Here is an 18788-nt window from a genome sequence, read left to right as displayed (position 1 = left end):
CCGGCTCCACACGCCAGTCAGCCTTGAAGCACGCGAAGCACGATGCCGGCAACGGCGCAAAGGCCCAGCGTCCATACCATGCCGACCCGGAAACGCAGCATGGCGAGCATGGCGCCGGCGGTCAGCAGCAGGGCAGGCAGGTTCAATGTGGCCAGCTGCGGCAGATCGAGGTGAACCGGCCCCACGTCGAGCATGCGCACCGATCCGAAGATCGTGTGCTCGGCAAACCAGACCGACAGGTTCAGCACCACCCCCACGACGGCGGCCGTCACCGCACTGAGCGCGGAGTGCAACGCCCGGTTGCCGCGCAGTGCCTCGATATACGGACCACCGAGAAACACCCACAGGAAGCACGGGACAAAGGTCACCCACACGGTCAGCAGCGAGCCGATGACGCCGGCAAGCCAGGGCGACATGCCGGTCTGATGCTGGAACGCCGCCATGAAAGCCACGAACTGCACCACCATGATCAGCGGCCCCGGCGTGGTTTCCGCCAGCGCCAGCCCGTCGAGCATCTGCGCGGGCGACAGCCAGCCGTAGTCTGTGACCACGCGCTGGGCGATGAAGGCCAGCACGGCATAGGCGCCACCGAAAGTAACGACAGCGGTTTCGCTGAAGAACACACCCTCGCGGGCGAGCACGCTGTCGTGCCCCCACAGCACCACGACCACCATCAGCGGCGCGGCCCACAACAGCAGACCGATCAGCGCCACACGTGCCGTGCGTGCTCGCGAAGGCCTGATGTGCTCCAGTTCGCCACGCAGCATCATCTGGTCGATCAGGTAGCCGTCGCCCGCCAGGGCCTCGGCTGTGGGTGATTCGGGGAACCAGTGCGGCCGCCACCAGCGCGCCACGATACCCAGCCCGGCGGCCCCCGCCACGATCAGCGGGAACGGCAGTCCGAACACATGGATGGCCAGGAAGGCGGCGATCGCCACCCCCACGAAAAAGCGACCCTTCAGGGCGCGTCGCGCGATCCGCAGCACCGCTTCGACTACCACGGCGAGCACGGCCGCCTTCAGCCCGAAGAAGAGTGCGACGACCATCGGCACCTGACCGACCGCGGCATACGACGCGCTCAGCCCGAACAACACGATCACGCCGGGCAGCACGAAAAGTGTGCCGGCGATCAGGCCGCCCACCGTGCGATGCATCAGCCAGCCGATGTAGATCGCCAACTGGGTGGCTTCGGGACCCGGCAGCAGCATGCAGTAGTTGAGTGCGTGCAGGAAGCGCGACTCGCTGATCCAGCGCCGCTGCTCGACCAGCTCGCGGTGCATCACCGCGATCTGGCCGGCGGGGCCGCCAAAGCTCAGCCAGCCGATCTTCGCCCATACCCGGATGGCCTGGGCGAGGCTGACGCGCGGCATGGGGATGACAGCGGTCGAGTCCGGCATCAAGGCTGCGCTGCTCCGGCGAACCCGTGGCGCAACGTCCCTGTCTGCGCGACGCGACGCCCGACATCGCCCCATGGCGCCCTAGTGAAGCGCCCGTTCCGGACCGTTGCGATCCGCACAGGTCGCCCGATTGCGATGCTGCCCATCTCAATGGACCTCGGCGCGATCAGTCGCGGCCTGCGCAGTGGTGGCGGCCGCTCCGCTGGCGGCGCCGATGCGTTTGGCATCAAGTGTCGTGGCATGGGCGGTGTGCACGGAGAAGGCGATCAGCAAGGCCACGCTCAGCAAGGAGACCAGGCGACGCAGGCCGTGATGCCGGGCGAGACGAAGGCGACGAGGGGGCATGGCGATACTCCGATGCTGGAATGGAACTACTTCCGTGCCCGCCTGGGCGCGGGGTCGGGATCATGCGCGTAGGCGGCGTACAGGCTGTCGAGCACCGGCGCGATGGTTTTCAGCAGCGTGTCGTCGTCCGGCTGGGTGGCCCGGGCTCCGGCCATGATCGCGGCGAACCCTGCCGCCTCCGGCACCGACACGCCGCCCACGTCGAGGTAATGCACCAGTGCGCCGAGACGCGCCAGACCGCGGTCGTCAGCCAGCCCGAAACTGGCCAGCAGCACCTCGAAGGTCACCCGCGCGCCGCGATGGGTGAACGTCGCACCATCGAAGTCGAAGCCAACCGCATCCTTCGGGCAATTCTTGACGGTCCCGAGCCAGACGAATTTCGCTTTCTTGTCGATGAACCGGCGGATCAGCCATGCCGACGCTACCCGATCGATCCACAGATGCTCGCGGGTTGCCCACAGCCGCCCGCGGTAGTGCGCGGGGTCGCAGCGCGGCACGGTGCCGCGCAGGCCGTGCGGTTCATCGGGCGAGTAGCGCGCATTCAGCGCATGCTCCGCGTCCGCCAGCGCATGCTCCACCTGCTGCCGCGAAGGACCCGGGAAGAAGTCGATCGCCATCAATGCGGCAATGTCGCGACGGAGCATGGCAAGCTCCCGCCGGGCTTCGACCTCATCCAGCGTGGCCAGCCGGCCCTGCAGCGCATCGAGCTGGCCGAACAGCGCACGGTACTCGCCGCTGCGATCGAACAGCGCCACCAGCACCTGCTGCTGGGCTTCGTCCCGGCTGGCAAAGGCGATGACCTGGGCGCTGCCCTCGGCTGCGATGACTTCGGCGGCCTGCTCGTCGAACAGCTTGCGGGCGCCATCGGTCTGCGGCAGAACGTACACGCCGTCGCGCAGCGCACCGGCCCCGGCGGCCTTGAGCGCGCGCCAGACCCGCATGCGGGCGGTTTGCGTCTGGCCGGGCAAGCTGCTGACCAGCATCAGCCATGGCGTGGAAAGGCTCATGTAGCGTAGAGTACGTTAACGTAACAACCACTACAAATATCGCGAAAGCACCGTCACACGATCCGTGTGAGGCGGCCTTGCAATGGATCACCCGCGAACATCCCGAGCGTGACCCAATCGCATGTCCCTGGCTGATCGCCCGGTTCATCGAGGCCAGGCCGCAGTTCCTTTTTGACCGATGGAGAGTCCATGAACACGTTGATCTTGCTGCGTCGCCTTGCGTGCGCGATGGCGCTGCTGGGCATGACTTCGGCCTGCACGGCCGCGCCGGATGCCGGGCATGCAATGCCACTGCCACTCGCCCGAGTGGCCGACGTGCCGCTCGGCGGTGGTACCACGCGAATGGACTACGCAAGCCTCGACCCGGGGCGGCACCTGCTGTTCATCGCGCACCTGGGCGACAGCGCGGTGATCGTGTTCGACACGCAGACACGGAAGGTGGTGGCGCGGATCGCCGGCATCAGCCATGTGCACGGCGTGCTGGCGGTGCCGGCACTCGACCGCGTCTATGCCACCGCCACCGGTACCGACCAGCTCGTCGCGATCGACGAGAACACGCTGAAGGTGGTGGCGCGCGCGCCGGCCGGGGTCTACCCGGACGGCATGGCGTATGCGCCCGAGGTGCACAAGCTTTATGTCTCGGACGAAACGGGCGGTACCGATACCGTGATCGACGTGCGCACGAACACGCGCGTGGCGACCATTGCGCTCGGTGGCCAGGTCGGCAACACCCAGTACGACCCCGTGTCCGGGCACATCTTCGCCAACGTGCAGACGCGCCGGCAGCTGGTCGAGATCGATCCGGCTACCGACAAGGTCATCGCCCGCATCGACCTGCCCGGCGCCCGCGGCAACCACGGCCTGCTGATCGTGCCGGCGCAGCGGCTTGCCTTCATCGCCTGCGAGGACAATGCCAGGCTGCTGGTGTTGAACCTTGCCAGTCGCCGCGTCATCGCCTCGTTCGATGTCGGCGACGATCCCGACGTATTGGCCATCGACCCTCGGCTTGGCCGGATCTACGTGGCCGGCGAAGCAGGCATTGTTTCCGTGTTCAAGGCGCAGAACGGCGTGGTGACCGAGATCGGCGAAGGCATGCTCGGTCCGAACGCGCATGTAGTCGCCGTCGATCCCGTGTCGCACCAAGCCTATTTTCCGCTCAGGAATCTGCACGGAAAAACCGCGCTGCGCATCATGGATGCTCGCCCCTGACCGCCGGGCGGCCAGGAGCACACTCGAATACCGGCGCACGCACGGGCGGGTGGAGATTGCGATGGCAGGGGGACTGCCGCGCGGCCGGTGCCGGTGCCGGGGGCGTAGCCGGCGGCGGTGGCGCGGATGGCCGCCTTCAGCGGTGCCTTCCGCCGGCCAGGGCGCCGGTCGCCGGATGACAAAATTGACATCCGGTCGAGCGCGGTTCTTCATGACGCGCCGACTATGCTGGCCGGATGAAGATGCCTGCACCCAAGCGTGGCTCCGCGCCGGCGGCGGATACCCGCGGTGGTTCGCGCGCGCCTGCCATCGCCACGCGTACGGCACTGCGTGCCCTGCTGGTGCTGGGCCTGGCCGGTTGTGCGGCCGTCCCCACCGCGCCGGCGCCCGACCTGCAGCGCCAGGCGCAGGCGCTGGATGCGCGCCGGCTGGATGATCCGGGCCTGGCTGCCGCCGAGGCGCGGCTGCAGCTGCCCAGTGCGACCGATGCGGCATGGACGCCGGACCGCATCACCGTGGCGGCGTGGTATTTCGATCCGGCGCTGGCGCAGGCGCGCGCCGGTGCACGGCGCGCCGAGGCCGACGCCGCGCTGGCCTCGCAGCGCAGCAACCCCACCCTGCAGTTGAGCCCGGAAAAAATCTTCAGCGGCGGCGGTGTCGGTTCGCCGTGGACGATCGGCGCCGCCCTGCTGATTCCGCTGCTGCATCCGGGCGAGTCGGCGGCGCGTCGCGACATCGCCGCGGCCGATACCGAACAGGCCCGCGATCAGGCCGCACTGGCGCTATGGCAGAGCCGCACGCGTGCGCTCGGCGCGCTGCGCGAGGTGCTGCTGGCGCGCCGCGCGCAGGCACTGGCGCAGCACGTCGCCACCGCCGCGGCGGGCTATCGCGACCGCGTGCGTCGGCGCGTCGCCGCCGGAGCCAGTGGCCGCGACGCCGAGCTGGCGGCGGAACTCGACGCGCAGCGCGCGGCGGCCGACCTGGCCAACCGCACGGCGCAGCGCGGCGCGGCCGAGCATGCGCTGGCCGGTGCGATCGGCGTGCCGTGGTCGGCGCTGCGCACGGTGCCGCTGGCGTGGCCGCAGCTGCAGGCACCGCCGGCGCCGGACGCCCTGCCCGCGTCGGCGCTGGCGCAGGACGCCGCATGGAACCGGCTCGACCTGGCCGCGCTGCTGGCGCACTACCGCGCCAGCGCGGCGCGACTGCGCGAGGCGGCGGGCACGCGCTACCCGGCCACTTCGGTGGCGCCGGGCTACATCTACGATCGCGGCCGGCGCAAGTTCGCCTTCGGCATCGACGTCGAGCTGCCGCTGTTCCACGGTGCCGGCGCGCGCATCCGCGCGGCGGCGGCGGCGCGCGACGAGGCGGCCGCCGCGGTGCAGGCGCGGCAGGCGCGGATTCTCAACGAGCTGGACGCCGCGCGCGCCGACTATGCCGAACGCTACGCCGCCTGGCAGCGCATGCTGGACGTGGCTGCCGCCGCGCGCAAAAGCGCCGCGCGCGCCCGCACGCAGCGCCGCGCCGGACAGATCGATCGCGGCCGCGAAACGGTCGCCGAAGTGGCTGCCGCGCACGCCGAGCTGGCCGCCGTCGACGCGCTCGGCGCTGCACTGAATTCACTCGGCCGGCTGGAAGACGTGCTGCAGCGCCCGCTGTGGCCGGCGTCCACGCTGGCGCCGCCTGCGGCCACCGATCCGCCACCCTCCTCCTCACTGACCGAGACTGCCCATGCGCACTGATTCCGGTTGGCATCGCGTCATTCTCGCCGGCGCCTGTGCCGCGGTGTGGTGGCTGCCGGTGCACGCACTGGATGCCGCCACCGACCGCAGCGGCAGCGTCACCCTGCCTGCGGCCAGCGTCAACGCCAGCGGCATCACCACCGCCGTGCTGCAGTCCACCCGGCAGACCCGCCAGGCGCAGGCCACCGCCAGCGTGCTGGACCCGCAGCCGCTGCTGGCACTGGCCGCGCAGTTGCAGGCGGCGCGCGCCAACGCGGCGGCCACCACGGTCGCCGCCCACAGCGCCAGCGCCGAGGCGCAGCGTGCGGCGACGCTGTATCACGATGGCGAGAACGCCTCGCTGCAGCAGGTGCAGGCGGCCGCTGCGCAGGCCGCGCAGGCGCAGGCACAGGCGCAGATCGCGCAATCGCGGGAAGTGGCCGCGCGCAGTGGTGCGCGGGCGCAGTGGGGGGAGGCGCTGGCGGCACTGGCCAGGCGTGGACCGCAGGCGCTGAACGCCTATGCGGATGGCCGCAGCGCGCTGCTGGCGGTGGTGCTGCCGGCGGGTCTGGCGACGACGCCTGGCGACACCATCGCACTTTCGCTGCCTGATGGCGGCCGGCGGCCGGCCCACCTGATCGGTGCCTCGCCGCGCGCCGACGCGGTGGTGCAGGGCGCGACCTTCTTCTACCGCGTCGACGGCGCCGGCCTGCGCACGGATCAGCGGCTGAGCGCGAGCGTGCCGCTGGGTGGCGCCAGCCAGCGCGGCGTGACGGTGCCGGATGCCGCGGTGATCTGGTACGCCGGCCAGCCGTGGGCCTATGTCGAGACGGCTGCCGGCCACTATCAGCGGCGCCCGTTGAGCGTGGCGGCGCGCAACGCGAGCGGTTGGTTCGAGGCCGGCGGCTTTCGCGCCGGCGAGCGGGTGGTGGTGCGCGGTGGCGAGCTGCTGCTCTCGCAGGAGCTGTTGCCGCCGCCCGGCGTGAAACCCGCCGGAGGCGACGACGATGACGGCTGAGGCCGGCCCGATCCCGGCCATCCGGCCCGTCCCGCACCGCGTGATCGTGGCCGGCCCGATCCATCGCGCAGCCGCCCGTCGCTGCGCCACAGGCCCCCGCCCATGTTGAACGCGATTGTCGGTTTTGCAGTGCGCCTGCGCGGGGTGATGATCGCGCTGGCGGTACTGGCCTCCACCTACGGGGTGCTGTCGCTGGGCCGGGCCCGGCTCGACGTGTTTCCGGAATTCGCGCCGCCGCAGGCGATCGTGCAGACCGAGGTGCCGGGCTTCGCGCCGCGCCAGGTCGAAACGCTGGTGACCCAGCGGCTGGAGAATGCGCTGGCCGGTGCCGGCGGGTTGAGCGGCATGCGGTCGAAGTCGCTGCAGGGCCTGTCGATGATCACGCTCACGTTTCGCCATGGCAGCGATCTGCAGCGCGTGCGCCAGACCGTCGGCGAGCGGCTGCAGCGGGTCGCCAGCGAGCTGCCCGCCGCGGCCCGTGCGCCGGTGCTGCTGCCGCTGTCGTCGTCGTCCGGCATCGTCCTGACCATCGGCGTGACCTCGTCGCGGCTCGATGCGCTGAAGCTGCGCACGCTGGCCGACTGGACGCTGAAGCCGCAGCTGCTGTCGGTCCCCGGCGTGTCCGACGTGACGGTCTATGGCGGTGGCCTGCGCCAGTTGCAGATCCAGGTGCATCCGCAGGCGCTGGCGCGCTACGGCCTGTCCATGCAGCAGGTGGCGGCGGCGGCGCGGCGCGCCACCGGCCAGGCCGGTGGCGGTTTTGTCGAAAACGCCAACCAGCGCATCGTGTTGGCGCCTGCCGGTCTGGCCATCACGCCGGAGCAGGTGGCCGCGGTGGCGCTGAAGGCGCATGACGGCGGGGTGCTCCGGCTGGGCGACGTGGCCACGGTGAGCAACGCCGCGGCGCCGGCCGCCGGTGCCGCCTCGATCATGGGCAGGCCCGGCGTGATGCTGGTGGTCGCCGAGCAGTACGGCGCCGACACCGTGCGTCTGACCAGGGCACTGGATGCGCGGCTGCAATCGCTGAAACCCGCGCTCGCCGCGCAGCACGTGACGCTGTACCCTGCGCTGTTCCGGCCGGCCAACTTCATCGATGCGGCGGTCACCCATCTGCGCGATGCGCTGCTGATCGGCGCGGCGCTGGTGCTGCTGGTGCTGTTCGTGTTCCTGCGCCATGTGCGTGCGGCGCTGATCTCGGTGGTGGCGATACCGCTGTCGCTGCTGGCGGCGGTGGTGGTGCTGGAACACTTCGGCCTGGGTCTGAACACGATGACCCTGGGCGGCCTGGCGATCGCCATCGGCGAGGTGGTGGACGACGCCATCATCGACGTGGAGAACATCGTGCGGCGGCTGCGCCTGAACCGGCTCGAAGCCGCGCCGCTGCCCGCCGCGCAGGTGGTGCTGGCCGCCTCGCTGGAGGTCCGTGGCGCGGTGATCTACGCCACCTTCATCGTGGCGCTGGTGTTCGTGCCGGTGGTGACGCTGTCCGGCGTGGCCGGCAGCCTGTTCGCGCCGCTCGGCATCGCCTACATCGCCGCGATCATGGCTTCGCTGGTGGTGGCGCTGACGGTGACCCCGGCGCTCGCGCTGACCCTGCTGCAGCGTACCGGCAACATGCAGGAGCCGGCGCTGCAGCGACGCATCAAGCAGCGTTACGAGCGGGTGCTGACCCGCGTCGAGCGCCATCCGCGCGCGCTGCCGATCATGGTCGCGGTGCTGTGCGTGGCCGCGCTGGCGGTGCTGCCGTTCCTGCAGGGCAGCTTCCTGCCGAAGTTGCGCGAAGGCCACTACATCGTGCACATGCGTCTGGCGCCAGGCGCCTCGCTGCAGGCCTCGCAGGATCTGGGCGCGCGGGTCAGCCGGGCGCTGCTGGCCGTACCGGGCGTGCGCTCGGTGGCGCAACGCACCGGGCGCAGCGCCCGTGCGGTCGACCCGTCGCCGATCTTCGGCAACGAATTCGAGGTCGACCTGAAGCCGCTTTCCGGCTCCGGCCAGCAGCGTGCGTTGAAGGACATCCAGCAGGCGCTGACGCCGTTCGCCGGGGCCAGCTTTGCGGTCAACACGTTTCTCAGCGAGCGCATCCAGGAGACGCTTTCCGGCTACACCGCGCCGGTGGTGGTGAAGATCTACGGCAAGCGGCTGGACCAGATCGACCGTCTGGCGCAGCAGTCGGCCACGGTGCTGTCCACCCTGCCGGGTGCTTCCAATGTCCAGGTGCAGGCGGCGCAGGGCCAGCCGCAATTATCGATCCGGCTTCGCCAGGGCGCGCTGTCGCGGGCCGGCATCGCGCCGGCCGATCTGCTCGACACCGTGCAGAGCGCGTATGCCGGGCTGCGGGTGGGCCAGGTGCTGGACGGCAATCGGGTATTCGATGTCGCGCTGATCCTGCCGCCGTCGCTGCGGCAGGACCCGGCCAGCGTGGGCGCGCTGCCGATCAGCTCACCGGACGGGCGCCAGTGGCCGCTGTCCGCACTGGCCGACCTGAGGATGAGCCAGGGCCGCGTGATGGTGCTGCACGAGGACGGCCAGCGCGTGCAGGTGGTCACGGTGAATCTGCGCGGCGCCAATGCGGCGGCGTTCACGCAGCGGGCGCAGCAGGCGCTGGCGCACCGGATCAGCTGGCCGCCCGGCACGTATCCGGTGTTCGGCGGCGATGCGGCGGCGCAGTCGGCGGCCACCCGCCAGTTGCTGGTGCACGCCGCGATGGCGCTGGCCGGCGTGATCGTGCTGCTGTATCTGGCCCTGCGCAGCATGCGTTCGGTGACGCTGGTGCTGGTCAACCTGCCGTTCGCACTGGTCGGCGGTGTGGCGGTGGCGCTGGCGATGGGCGGCACGCTCAGCCTGGGCGGGCTGGTCGGCTTCGTCACCTTGTTCGGCATCAGTGTGCGCAACTCGATCATGCTGGTATCGCACTACCGGTACCTGGTCGAGGTGGAACGGCTGCCGTGGAACATCGACACCGCTCGCCGCGGCGCCGCCGAACGCCTGGTACCGATCCTGATGACCGCGCTGGTGACCGCGCTGGGACTGCTGCCGCTGGCCCTCACCGCCGGCGCGCCGGGCAACGAGATCGAGGGTTCGATGGCGGCAGTGATCCTGGGCGGCCTGCTGACCTCGACGCTGCTCAATCTTCTGGTGTTGCCGGTGCTGTCGGCGCGTTGGCTGCGGCTGGATGCGATGCCCGACGGGAACCCGCCGGCCCGGCTCGCCGACTCGGGCGCCGGCGACCCGGCTCCATCGCGTTGACCAGGCCGCGTACGGCGGCGCGGTCAGTGCCGCTGCAGCGCGGACGGCATCGCTCCGGCTCCGCCGCGCCCTCGGCACGGCTTGCGCCGGAACGCAGCGGCATGATGGGGCCACGCCGCCGGGAGCTTCCGACGGCGTGGCCCGTGCAGCGCCGCACGGCCGTGCGGCTCACGCCGCGGCGTGGCGGGCGAACTGCGCTTCCTCGGTGGAGCCGGTGAGGGCGGTGGTCGAGGACTGTCCCTGCTGGATCGCCTGGGTCACCTGGTCGAAGTAGCCGGTGCCGACCTCGCGCTGGTGCTTCACCGCGGTGAAGCCGCGCTCGGCGGCGGCGAACTCCTTCTCCTGCAGCTCGACGAAGGCGCTCATCTGGCGGCGCGCGTAGCCGTGCGCCAGGTCGAACATGCCGTAGTTGAGGCTGTGGAAGCCGGCCAGCGTGATGAACTGGAACTTGTAGCCCATCGCACCGAGCTCCTTCTGGAATTTGGCGATGGTGGCGTCGTCCAGGTTCTTCTTCCAGTTGAAGCTGGGCGAGCAGTTGTAGGCCAGCAGCTTGCCCGGGAACTTCGCGTGGATCGCCTCGGCGAAGCGGCGCGCGTCGTCCAGGTTCGGCTTGCTGGTCTCGCACCAGATCAGGTCGGCATAGGGCGCGTAGGCCAGGCCGCGGCTGATCGCCTGGTCCAGGCCCGGCCTGACGCGGAAGAAGCCTTCCACCGTGCGCGCGCCGGTGATGAACGGCTGGTCGTTCGGATCGACGTCCGAGGTGAGCAGGTCGGCGGCGTCGGCATCGGTGCGCGCGACGATCAGCGTCGGCACGCCCATCACGTCGGCGGCCAGCCGCGCGGCGTTGAGCTTGTCCACCGCCTCGCGGGTCGGCACCAGCACCTTGCCGCCCATGTGGCCGCACTTCTTCACCGAGGCGAGCTGGTCCTCGAAGTGCACGCCGGCGGCGCCGGCCTCGATCATCGCCTTCATCAGCTCGAACGCGTTGAGCACGCCGCCGAAGCCGGCCTCGGCGTCGGCCACGATCGGCACCAGCCAGTCGGTGCCGTCGTTGCCTTCGGCGTGATGCAGCTGGTCGGCGCGCAGCAGGGTGTTGTTGATCTTCTTCACCACCAGCGGCACCGAGTTGGCCGGGTACAGCGACTGGTCCGGATACATCTCGCCGGCCACGTTGGCGTCGGCGGCCACCTGCCAGCCCGAGAGGTAGATCGCCTGCAGCCCGGCCTTGACCTGCTGCATCGCCTGGTTGCCGGTGAGCGCGCCCAGCGCATTGACGAAATCCTCGGTGTGCAGCGACTTCCACAGCCGCTCGGCGCCGCGCCGGGCCAGCGTGTGCTCGACGCCGACGGTGCCGCGCAGGCGCACCACGTCGTCGGCGCCGTAGTTGCGCTGGACGCCGGCCCAGCGGGGGTTGTTGCTCCAGTCGAGGCTGAGCTGATCGGCGGTGGGCAGGGTGTTCTTCATGGCAGGGCTCCGGTTCATGGTGTTGTCGTAGGAGCGCACCCTGTGCGCGAATGCTCTTGGTTTTTTTGTCTGGCTCTGATGTCGATCAGGAGCAAGAGCATTCGCGCACAGGGTGCGCTCCTACCGGGTGTGGTCAGGCAAGCTGTTCGTAGGCGGGCAGGGTCAGGAAGTCGGCGAGCTGGTCGTCGTGGGTGAGCGCCGAGAGCAGGGCCGCGGCGGCATCGGCCTTGCCGGCGCCAGGGTGCAGGCTGTCGCGCAGCTTGTGCGTGTGGGCCGCCAGCGCCTGGTCGAACAGGGCGAAATCGATCGGCGCGTGGTCGGTGAACTCCACGCCGCCATGGTGCAGCCACTGCCACAGCTGGGCGCGGGCGATCTCGGCGGTGGCGGCGTCTTCCATCAGGTGATGGATCGGCACGCAGCCCAGCCCGTCCAGCCAGGCGGCGGTGTAGCGCAGCGCCACCTCCACGTTGTTGTCGAAACCGGCGCGGCTGATCGAGCCGGCACAGGGGGCGAGGAGCTGCTCACGGGTCACGCGGACGTCTTCGCGCAGCCGGTCCAGCTGGTTGGCCGCGGGCATGTGCTCGTCGAAGATCGCCTGGGCCACCGGCACCAGCGCCGGATGCGCCACCCAGGTGCCGTCGTGGCCGGCCTGCACCTCGCGCAGCTTGTCGGCGCGCACCTTGGCCATCGCCGCCGCGTTGGCGGCTTCGTCGCCCTTGATCGGGATCTGCGCGGCCATGCCGCCCATCGCGAACGCGCCGCGGCGATGGCAGGTCTGGATCAAGAGCTCCGAATACGCCTTCAGGAACGGCACCGTCATCACCACCTGGCCGCGCTCCGGCAGCAGGCGGTCGCGGTGGCCGCGCAGGGTCTTGAGGTAGGAAAAGATGTAGTCCCAGCGGCCGCAGTTGAGGCCGACCGCGCGCCGCCGCAGCGCGTGCAGGATCTCGTGCATCTGGAACACCGCCGGCAGCGTCTCGATCAGCACGGTGGCCTTCATGCTGCCGACCGGCAGGTCCAGCTCGTTCTCCGCCAGCGCCATCACGTCGTCCCACAGCGCGGCTTCTTCCATCGCCTCCAGCTTGGGCAGGTAGAAGTACGGGCCGCGCTGCAGGGCGTGCAGCAGGTGCGCGTTGTGGAAGGCGAACAGGCCGAAGTCGACCAGTGCGCCGGCCATCACCTCGCCGTCGACCAGCACGTGCCGCTCGGGCAGGTGCCAGCCACGCGGGCGCACCACCAGCACCGCGGTCTGCGCGGCCAGCTGGTAGCGCTTGCCCTCCGGCGAGGTGTAGGCGATCGAGCCGCTGGCGGCATCGCGCAGGTTGATCTGGCCATCGAGCTGGTTGCGAAAGCTCGGCGCCGAGGAATCCTCGAAGTCGGCCATGAACACCTTCGCGCCGGAATTGAGCGCGTTGATGATCATCTTGCGCTCCACCGGCCCGGTGATCTCCACCCGGCGGTCCTGCAGGGCGGCCGGAATCGGCGCCACGCGCCAGTCGCCCTCGCGGATGGCGACGGTGTCGGCGCGGAAGTTGGGCAGGGCGCCGGCGTCGTAGCGGGTCTGGCGATCGCGGCGCGCCTGCAGCAGCTGCTGGCGACGCGGCTCGGCGAAGCGATGCAGGCGGGCAAGGAAGCCCAGCGCCGCGGGCGTCAGGATGGCTTCGTAGCCGCGGGTATCGGCCTGGATCTGTGCCTGCTCGATGGGCGGCAGGTGTTGCTGGGGGACGGCCATGGTGTGTGCTCCGGCTCGGATGGAGCTCCAAACTAGGTCTTCGCATTCGGCTTTGACAAAGCAAATGTTTCAATTTTTGCTATTGTCTATCTCAATGATCATTGCAAATCATTGATTCCATGAGCCTGAAAAGCCGCATCGGCGCGGAAAAAAAACCGAAAAAAGGCGTTTCGAGCGTGCTGCGCCGCCGCAAAGGCGGCGCCGGCGGGCCGACCGACCCGGCGCGGTTCTACTACAAGGGCAGCCGCCAGAAGCAGCTGCGGGCGTTCGTGGCCACGGTGAAACTGGGCACCCTGACCCGCGCCGCCGAGGCGCTGTTCCTGTCCCAGCCGTCGGTGAGCCTGCAACTGCAGGCACTGGAGCGCGAGCTGGGCGTGACGCTGATGGAGCGCAGCCGCCGACGCATCAACCTCACCGACGCCGGCGAGGCGCTGTACGAGCTGGCACGGCCGCTGGTGGAGGGCTGGGAAAACCTCGATCGCGACTTCCAGGCCAAGGTGAAAGGGCTGCAGGCCGGCCGGCTGATCATCGCCGCCGGCACCTCCACCATCCAGTACCTGCTGCCCGAGCTGGTGCGCCGCTACCGCGAGCGCCATCCGGCCGTGCAGCTGCAGCTGGCCAACGTCACCGGCAAGGACGGCATGGCGATGCTGCGCGAGGACAAGGCCGACTTCGCGGTGGGCTCGATGCTCGACGTGCCCAACGACATCGCCTGGGCGCCGATCTACCACTACGACCCGATGCTGATCATGCCGCCGGACCATCCGCTGGCGGCGAAGGCCAACGTGACGCTGGAAGACCTGTCGCCCTACGGCCTGATCCTGCCGCCGCAGCGGCTGTCGACCTACCGGCTGGTGGATCTGGTGTTCCAGCAGCGCCAGGTGCCGTACCACGTGGCGATCGAGGTGGGCGGCTGGGACGTGATCAAGGAATACGTGGCGATGGGCCTGGGCATCTCCGTCGTCACCGGGATCTGCATCACCGAGGCGGACAGCTCGCGCCTGGCGGTGCGCAACATGAAGCAGTACTTCCCGCAGCGCAGCTACGGCGTGGTGATGCGCAAGGGAAAATTTCTCGGCGCCGAGGCGCGCGCGTTCATCGACCTGATCCGCCCGGGCCTGCTGACCCACCGCGACTACGACGAGTCGGGCCACTCCGAGCGCTGAGACTCAATCCAGGTCCACGTTGTGGTACTTGCCGCGATAGCCGCGGAACAGCGCGCGGATGCGGATCATTGCGTCTTCGTCGCGCTCGTCCGGGTCCAGGTACACCGGCGCGCCCAGCGTGAAGCTCCTGCTCGGGTAATCGATGCACACCGGCAGGATCGGCACCCCGGCGGCCCGCGCGATGCGCAGGAAACCCGATTTCCAGTGCGCCACCTTCCTGCGCGTGCCTTCGGGCGTGATGCCCAGCCACATGCGCTCGTGCCGGGCGAAGCGCGCGGCCATCTGCTGCACGATGTCGGTGGCGGCGCCGCGGTCGATCGGAATCAGCCCGAGCGGGCGCAGGACGATGCCCAGCGGACTGTCCAGCAGCTCGCGCTTGATCATGATGCTGATGTCCACGCCCAGCCCCACCTTCATCAGCAGGCCCCACACGCCGTCCCAGTTGGTCGAGTGCGGCGCGCCGATCACGATCAGTCTGGGCAGGTCGGGAAACTCGCCCTTCAGCTGCCAGCCGCCCAGCCGCAGCAGGCCGCGGCAGAGCCAGGGCCAGAACCGGTTGCGGATGCGCGGCGCCTGCGGCGGCAGCGGCGGAACCACCGGCTTCACTCGTGCGCTCCGGGCTTGCCGCGGCCCTGCTTGATCCTGCTGCGCAGCTGCTTGCCGGCGAGGCGGCGCTCCTTCGAGGCGCGGGTGGGCCTGGTCGCCACGCGCTTCTTGGGCGGCACCAGCGCGCCGCGGATGATCTCGGCCAGGCGCTCGCGCACGTCGTCGCGATTGCGGCCCTGGTCGCGGAAGCGGCGGCCCTGGATCACCAGCACGCCGTCGTCGGTGAGACGGCGGTCGCGCCGGGTCAGCAGCCGCTCGCGCACGGCCTCTGGCAGCGACGGCGACTGCGCCACGTCGAAACGCAGCTCCACCGCGCTCTCGGTGCGGTTCACGTGCTGCCCGCCCGGGCCGTCCGCACGCAGGAAGCGCTCGACCAGCTCGGTGTCGGGAATGGCGAGGGTGCGGCTGATCGGGAGCATGGGCGGCAGTTTACGGGGAGCGGCGAGTGAGGAGTGAGGAGTGAGGAGTGAGGAGTGAGGAGTGAGGAGTGAGGAGTGAGGAGTGAGGAGTGAGGAGTGAGAGAGGGCAAGGGCGGCAGCAGCTCGCTCCTCTCACTGATGCTGTCTTGATGTGTTGGCTCACGTTTCTCTTTTCTCTTTTCTCTTTTCTCTTTTCGCTTCTCGCTTCTCTTCGCTCTTCTCTCACTTCTCACTTCTCACTTCTCACTCCTCGCTCCCCCTCCCTCCAGCCGAAACGTGCGAGCAGCGCGTTGAACGCCTCGTCCAGCGGCGCCTCGATCGCCAGCGGGTCGCCGCTCACCGGATGGCGCAGCGCGATGCGCCGCGCGTGCAGCAGCATGCGATGGCAGCCGAAATGCTGCCTGTACAGGCGGTTGTGGTCGCCGCGGCCGTGCTGGCAGTCGCCGATGATCGGGTGGTGGATGTGCGCCATGTGCTTGCGGATCTGGCGGAAGCGCCCGGTTTCCGGCGCCGCCTCCACCAGCGCGTAGCGCTGCTGCGGATAGCGACCGAGCGCGATCGGCACTTCCACCGTGGCCAGGCGACGGTAGCGCGTGCGCGCCTCGCGCAGCGGGCCGGTCTTGCGCGAACCGGGCAGCGGGTAGTCGATCAGCGCCTCCACCGGCTCCGGCCAGCCGCGCACCACCGCGAGGTACTGCTTGTGCACGTCGCGCCCCATGAACTGTTCGCCCAGCGCGCCGGCCACTTCGCTGGAACGCGCGATCAGCAGCACGCCGCTGGTGGCGCGATCCAGCCGGTGCGCCAGGTACACATTGCCGCCCACCTGCTCGCGCAGCAGGTCGATCAGGAACTCCTGCGCATTGCCCACCATCTTCGAGCGATGCACGGCCAGGCCCGCGGGCTTGTTCACCGCAATCAGCGCATCGTCCTGGTACAGAATCTCGATCATGGCGTGGCCCGCTGGTAGGAGCGCACCCTGTGCGCGAATGCTTTTGCTCCTGATCGACATCAAAGCCAAAAGCATTCGCGCACAGGGTGCGCTCCTACGGTCGATGGCGGCGGGGCCAGGTGATGGCGAAGACGAGCACGCCGGCCACGCCGGCCAGCACGGGCAACCACGGCCCGTGCCACGGCGCCAGCGTAGCCAGCAGGGTCGCCACGATCAGCAGGCTGCCGCCGAGCAGTCCGCCGGCAAGGGCGCGCTGTTGCCGCTGCGCATCGACTTGTCGTTGTGCGAGGAGCTGCGGGTCGGCAACGGCGCGTTGTTCGCCGCGGGCCGTCTGACGCAGCGCGTCGCGCACCAGCTCGGGCAGCTGCGGTGCCGCGTGGATCCATTCGGGCAGCCGCCTGCGCGCCTCCTTCAGCGTGCGGCGCAGGCTGTAGCGCTCGCGCAGGATGCGTTCGAGCACCGGGTGCGCCACCGCCCAGATGTCGATGTCCGGATCGAGCATGCGCCCCACGCCCTCGATGTTGAGCAGGGTCTTCTGCAGCAGGATCAGCTGCGGCTGCAGGGTGAGCTCGAACTTCTGCGCGGTGCGGAACAGCTTCACCACCAGTTCGGCCAGCGAGATCTGCGACAGCGGGCGGGTGAAGTATGGTTCGCACACCGTGCGCACCGCGGCGGCCAGCTCGTCCACCCGCAGGTGCGGCGGCATCCAGCCGGCGTCGATGTGCAACTGCGCGATGCGCTGGTAGTCGCGCTCGAACAGTGCGATGAAGTTCTGCGCCAGCCAGTACTGGTCGGCCTCGGGCAGCGATCCCATGATGCCGAAATCCAGCGCGATGAAGCGCGGGTCGTCCCTGCGCGCCAGATCCACCCAGACGTTGCCGGGGTGCGCGTCGGCGTGAAAGAAGTTGTCGCGGAACACCTGCTCGTAGAACACCCGCACGCCTTTCACGGCCAGCGCCTTGCGGTCGATGCCGGCCGCGTCGATCGCCGCCACGTCGTCGCAGCTCACGCCATACACGCGCTCGAGCGTGAGCACGCCCTCGGTGGTGTAGTCCCATTCCACGGCGGGCACGTACATGTCCACGCCGCTGGCGAAATTGCGCCGGAGCAGGCTGGCGCTGGCGCCTTCGCGCTGCAGGTCGAGCTCGTTCTCGAGCATCTTCTCGACCTCGGCCACCACTTCCAGCGGGCGGATCTTGCCGGCGGCCGGATGCCAGCGGTTCACCAGCTCGCCCAGCGAGCGCAGCAGCGCCACGTCGTTGGCGATGCGCTTGGCGATGCCCGGGCGCAGCACCTTCACCACCACCTCGCGGCCGTCGCGCAGCGTGGCAGCGTGCACCTGGGCGATCGAGGCGGAGGCCAGCGCGGTTTCATCGAACTGGGCGAACAGCGCGGTCACCGGCTGCTTCAGCTCGCGCTCGACGATGGCGCGCGCCTCGCTGCCGGGAAACGGCGGCACCTGGTCCTGCAGCAGGGCGAGTTCGTCGGCGATGTCGGCGGGAATCAGGTCGCGGCGGGTGGACAGCACCTGGCCGGCCTTGACGAAGATCGGCCCCAGCTCGGTCATCGCGCCGCGCAGGCGGGCGCCGCGCGGCAGCGTGTCGACGTCGGGGCGAGGCGTGCCGAAGAGCGGGCGCACCAGCTTGAGCGGGCGGAACAGGTGGGCGGTCTCGACGATCTCGTCCAGCCGCCACGCCAGCAGCACCGAGGCCACCCGCAGCAGGCGCGGAAACACCATGAGCGAGCTCATGCGCCGTGTCCCTGCAGGCGCAGCTGCAGGCGGGCCAGCCGCGCTTCCAGCCGCTCGCTGCGCTCGCGCAGCGCATCGACGCCGTCGAGGAAGGCGTCCACCTCGCCCGGCCCCATCACCAGCTGCGCCTCGTCGCGCACCCAGTCGGCGCCGTCCTCGGTGAGATGGGCGGCGGTCTCCTTCGCATGGGCGAGGCCGGCGCGGATCGCGCGCGCCAGCGGCACGCCGAGCACATCGCCGAAGGTGCGCGCGAACGCTTCCTCGAAGTCGGGGGCGAAGCCGCTGGCCAGTTTCTCCAGCCGGCGCGCAAGGTCGGCGTCGCCGGCGATCTCCACCTTGCCCGGTGCCACGCCGTCGTCGCCGCGGCGCAGCAGCATGCCGAGCAGGCTGCCCGGCGAGGCGGCCACCCGCAGCTGGTTGTCGTCGGCCGGTGGACCCACGCGCAGCTGCCCCTGTGCCACCGTCACCGCCAGCGCGAGCTCCGGCCCACGCAGATGCAGCTGCACGCTGCGGCCATCGAGCGCGGCGAGCTTGCGCTGCGTGTCCGGATCGAGCGAGAGGGTGTGGTTGAGCGCGCTTTCCAGCGCGCGGCCGGCGAGCTTGCGCAGCGGCGGCGGCAGCCAGGCGTTGGGAGCGGAATCGGTCATCCGCCGATTGTAGCGGCCGCGGCCCGAGCCCCGGCAGCCACGCGCGACAAAGCTTCCGTCGCTCGCGGGCGATGCCTCTCGCTCTGGATCGACCTCAAAGCCACCCGCAAGACCC

The 18788-nt window shown here is 70.1% G+C and carries 15 protein-coding genes and 1 pseudogene; 6 read left to right on the top strand and 10 right to left on the bottom strand.

All coding sequences use genetic code 11. The features are described 5' to 3' along the window. Positions 1-17: 17 nt before the first annotated feature. The 3 genes from chrA to ACO2Q2_RS12705 form a co-directional block, all read right to left on the bottom strand. A complete protein-coding gene (gene chrA, locus ACO2Q2_RS12715) occupies positions 18-1370 on the bottom strand; it encodes a chromate efflux transporter (protein WP_423256155.1) in 1353 nt (450 codons plus the stop codon). 174 nt (positions 1371-1544) lie between these two features. Then, a complete protein-coding gene (locus ACO2Q2_RS12710) occupies positions 1545-1742 on the bottom strand; it encodes a hypothetical protein (RefSeq protein WP_423256154.1) in 198 nt (65 codons plus the stop codon). Between the two features lie 26 nt (positions 1743-1768). After that, positions 1769-2749: a chromate resistance protein ChrB domain-containing protein gene (locus tag ACO2Q2_RS12705; protein WP_423256153.1), complete on the bottom strand. Its 981-nt coding sequence runs from the start codon at positions 2747-2749 to the stop codon at positions 1769-1771. Between ACO2Q2_RS12705 and ACO2Q2_RS12700 the strand changes: the two are divergent. From ACO2Q2_RS12700 to ACO2Q2_RS12680, 5 genes and pseudogenes are all read left to right on the top strand, one after another. Next, positions 2731-2916 (top strand): annotated as a pseudogene (locus tag ACO2Q2_RS12700) (chromate resistance protein ChrB domain-containing protein); the annotation flags it as partial. The gene ACO2Q2_RS12705 and the pseudogene ACO2Q2_RS12700 sit on opposite strands and share 19 nt — an antisense overlap. 22 nt (positions 2917-2938) lie before the next feature. Further along, a complete protein-coding gene (locus ACO2Q2_RS12695) occupies positions 2939-3958 on the top strand; it encodes a hypothetical protein (RefSeq protein ID WP_423256152.1) in 1020 nt (339 codons plus the stop codon). Positions 3959-4200: 242 nt separating this feature from the next. Next, positions 4201-5697: a TolC family protein gene (locus ACO2Q2_RS12690; RefSeq protein WP_423256151.1), complete on the top strand. Its 1497-nt coding sequence runs from the start codon at positions 4201-4203 to the stop codon at positions 5695-5697. Then, positions 5687-6694: a hypothetical protein gene (locus ACO2Q2_RS12685; RefSeq protein ID WP_423256150.1), complete on the top strand. Its 1008-nt coding sequence runs from the start codon at positions 5687-5689 to the stop codon at positions 6692-6694. The genes ACO2Q2_RS12690 and ACO2Q2_RS12685 overlap by 11 nt, the downstream gene beginning before the upstream one ends. A gap of 102 nt (positions 6695-6796) precedes the next feature. Continuing rightward, a complete protein-coding gene (locus tag ACO2Q2_RS12680) occupies positions 6797-9940 on the top strand; it encodes an efflux RND transporter permease subunit (RefSeq protein ID WP_423256149.1) in 3144 nt (1047 codons plus the stop codon). Between the two features lie 168 nt (positions 9941-10108). Here the strand turns inward: ACO2Q2_RS12680 and aceA are convergent, their stop codons facing one another. Beyond that, entirely contained in the window at positions 10109-11404 is a 1296-nt protein-coding gene (gene aceA, locus ACO2Q2_RS12675; RefSeq protein ID WP_423256148.1) for an isocitrate lyase, read from the bottom strand. Positions 11405-11537: 133 nt separating this feature from the next. Further along, positions 11538-13136, bottom strand: a complete 1599-nt coding sequence (aceB, locus tag ACO2Q2_RS12670; protein ID WP_423256147.1) for a malate synthase A — start codon at positions 13134-13136, stop codon at positions 11538-11540. 119 nt (positions 13137-13255) lie between these two features. Here aceB and ACO2Q2_RS12665 point away from each other — a divergent pair, with 119 nt between their 5' ends. Further along, positions 13256-14302 (top strand): LysR family transcriptional regulator, encoded by a 1047-nt coding sequence (locus tag ACO2Q2_RS12665; protein ID WP_423256146.1) that lies wholly within the window; start codon positions 13256-13258, stop codon positions 14300-14302. A gap of 3 nt (positions 14303-14305) precedes the next feature. On the opposite strand, the gene ACO2Q2_RS12660 is transcribed toward ACO2Q2_RS12665, so the two are convergent. From ACO2Q2_RS12660 to ACO2Q2_RS12640, 5 genes are all read right to left on the bottom strand, one after another. Further along, positions 14306-14908 carry a 1-acyl-sn-glycerol-3-phosphate acyltransferase gene (locus ACO2Q2_RS12660; protein WP_423256145.1) on the bottom strand — a complete coding sequence of 201 codons (603 nt, stop codon included), beginning with the start codon at positions 14906-14908 and terminating at the stop codon, positions 14306-14308. Continuing rightward, positions 14905-15327, bottom strand: a complete 423-nt coding sequence (gene arfB, locus ACO2Q2_RS12655) for an alternative ribosome rescue aminoacyl-tRNA hydrolase ArfB (RefSeq protein WP_423256144.1) — start codon at positions 15325-15327, stop codon at positions 14905-14907. Before arfB ends, ACO2Q2_RS12660 begins: the two co-directional genes overlap by 4 nt. 229 nt (positions 15328-15556) lie before the next feature. After that, positions 15557-16276, bottom strand: a complete 720-nt coding sequence (locus ACO2Q2_RS12650; protein ID WP_423256143.1) for a pseudouridine synthase — start codon at positions 16274-16276, stop codon at positions 15557-15559. A 94-nt stretch (positions 16277-16370) separates the two neighbouring features. Then, on the bottom strand, positions 16371-18026 hold the full coding sequence (gene ubiB / locus ACO2Q2_RS12645; RefSeq protein ID WP_423256142.1) for a ubiquinone biosynthesis regulatory protein kinase UbiB: 1656 nt from the start codon (positions 18024-18026) through the stop codon (positions 16371-16373). Further along, on the bottom strand, positions 18023-18673 hold the full coding sequence (locus ACO2Q2_RS12640) for a ubiquinone biosynthesis accessory factor UbiJ (protein ID WP_423256141.1): 651 nt from the start codon (positions 18671-18673) through the stop codon (positions 18023-18025). The genes ubiB and ACO2Q2_RS12640 overlap by 4 nt, the downstream gene beginning before the upstream one ends. Positions 18674-18788: the final 115 nt, after the last annotated feature.

This window comes from Dyella sp. KRB-257 (assembly GCF_049445995.1).
Lineage (GTDB): Bacteria > Pseudomonadota > Gammaproteobacteria > Xanthomonadales > Rhodanobacteraceae > Dyella_A.
This window is presented reverse-complemented; position numbering and strand designations above follow the sequence as displayed.

What these genes read in the sequence shown, in the direction of transcription:
- ACO2Q2_RS12680 (WP_423256149.1), top strand. Translation starts at nt 6,797, where the DNA reads ATGTTGAACGCGATTGTCGGTTTTGCAGTGCGCCTGCGCGGGGTGATG.
- ACO2Q2_RS12640 (WP_423256141.1), bottom strand. Translation starts at nt 18,673, where the DNA reads ATGACCGATTCCGCTCCCAACGCCTGGCTGCCGCCGCCGCTGCGCAAG.
- ACO2Q2_RS12695 (WP_423256152.1), top strand. Translation starts at nt 2,939, where the DNA reads ATGAACACGTTGATCTTGCTGCGTCGCCTTGCGTGCGCGATGGCGCTG.
- ACO2Q2_RS12650 (WP_423256143.1), bottom strand. Translation starts at nt 16,276, where the DNA reads ATGATCGAGATTCTGTACCAGGACGATGCGCTGATTGCGGTGAACAAG.
- ACO2Q2_RS12665 (WP_423256146.1), top strand. Translation starts at nt 13,256, where the DNA reads ATGAGCCTGAAAAGCCGCATCGGCGCGGAAAAAAAACCGAAAAAAGGC.
- ACO2Q2_RS12690 (WP_423256151.1), top strand. Translation starts at nt 4,201, where the DNA reads ATGCCTGCACCCAAGCGTGGCTCCGCGCCGGCGGCGGATACCCGCGGT.
- aceB (WP_423256147.1), bottom strand. Translation starts at nt 13,136, where the DNA reads ATGGCCGTCCCCCAGCAACACCTGCCGCCCATCGAGCAGGCACAGATC.
- arfB (WP_423256144.1), bottom strand. Translation starts at nt 15,327, where the DNA reads ATGCTCCCGATCAGCCGCACCCTCGCCATTCCCGACACCGAGCTGGTC.
- chrA (WP_423256155.1), bottom strand. Translation starts at nt 1,370, where the DNA reads ATGCCGCGCGTCAGCCTCGCCCAGGCCATCCGGGTATGGGCGAAGATC.
- ACO2Q2_RS12685 (WP_423256150.1), top strand. Translation starts at nt 5,687, where the DNA reads ATGCGCACTGATTCCGGTTGGCATCGCGTCATTCTCGCCGGCGCCTGT.
- ACO2Q2_RS12710 (WP_423256154.1), bottom strand. Translation starts at nt 1,742, where the DNA reads ATGCCCCCTCGTCGCCTTCGTCTCGCCCGGCATCACGGCCTGCGTCGC.
- ubiB (WP_423256142.1), bottom strand. Translation starts at nt 18,026, where the DNA reads ATGAGCTCGCTCATGGTGTTTCCGCGCCTGCTGCGGGTGGCCTCGGTG.
- ACO2Q2_RS12705 (WP_423256153.1), bottom strand. Translation starts at nt 2,749, where the DNA reads ATGAGCCTTTCCACGCCATGGCTGATGCTGGTCAGCAGCTTGCCCGGC.
- aceA (WP_423256148.1), bottom strand. Translation starts at nt 11,404, where the DNA reads ATGAAGAACACCCTGCCCACCGCCGATCAGCTCAGCCTCGACTGGAGC.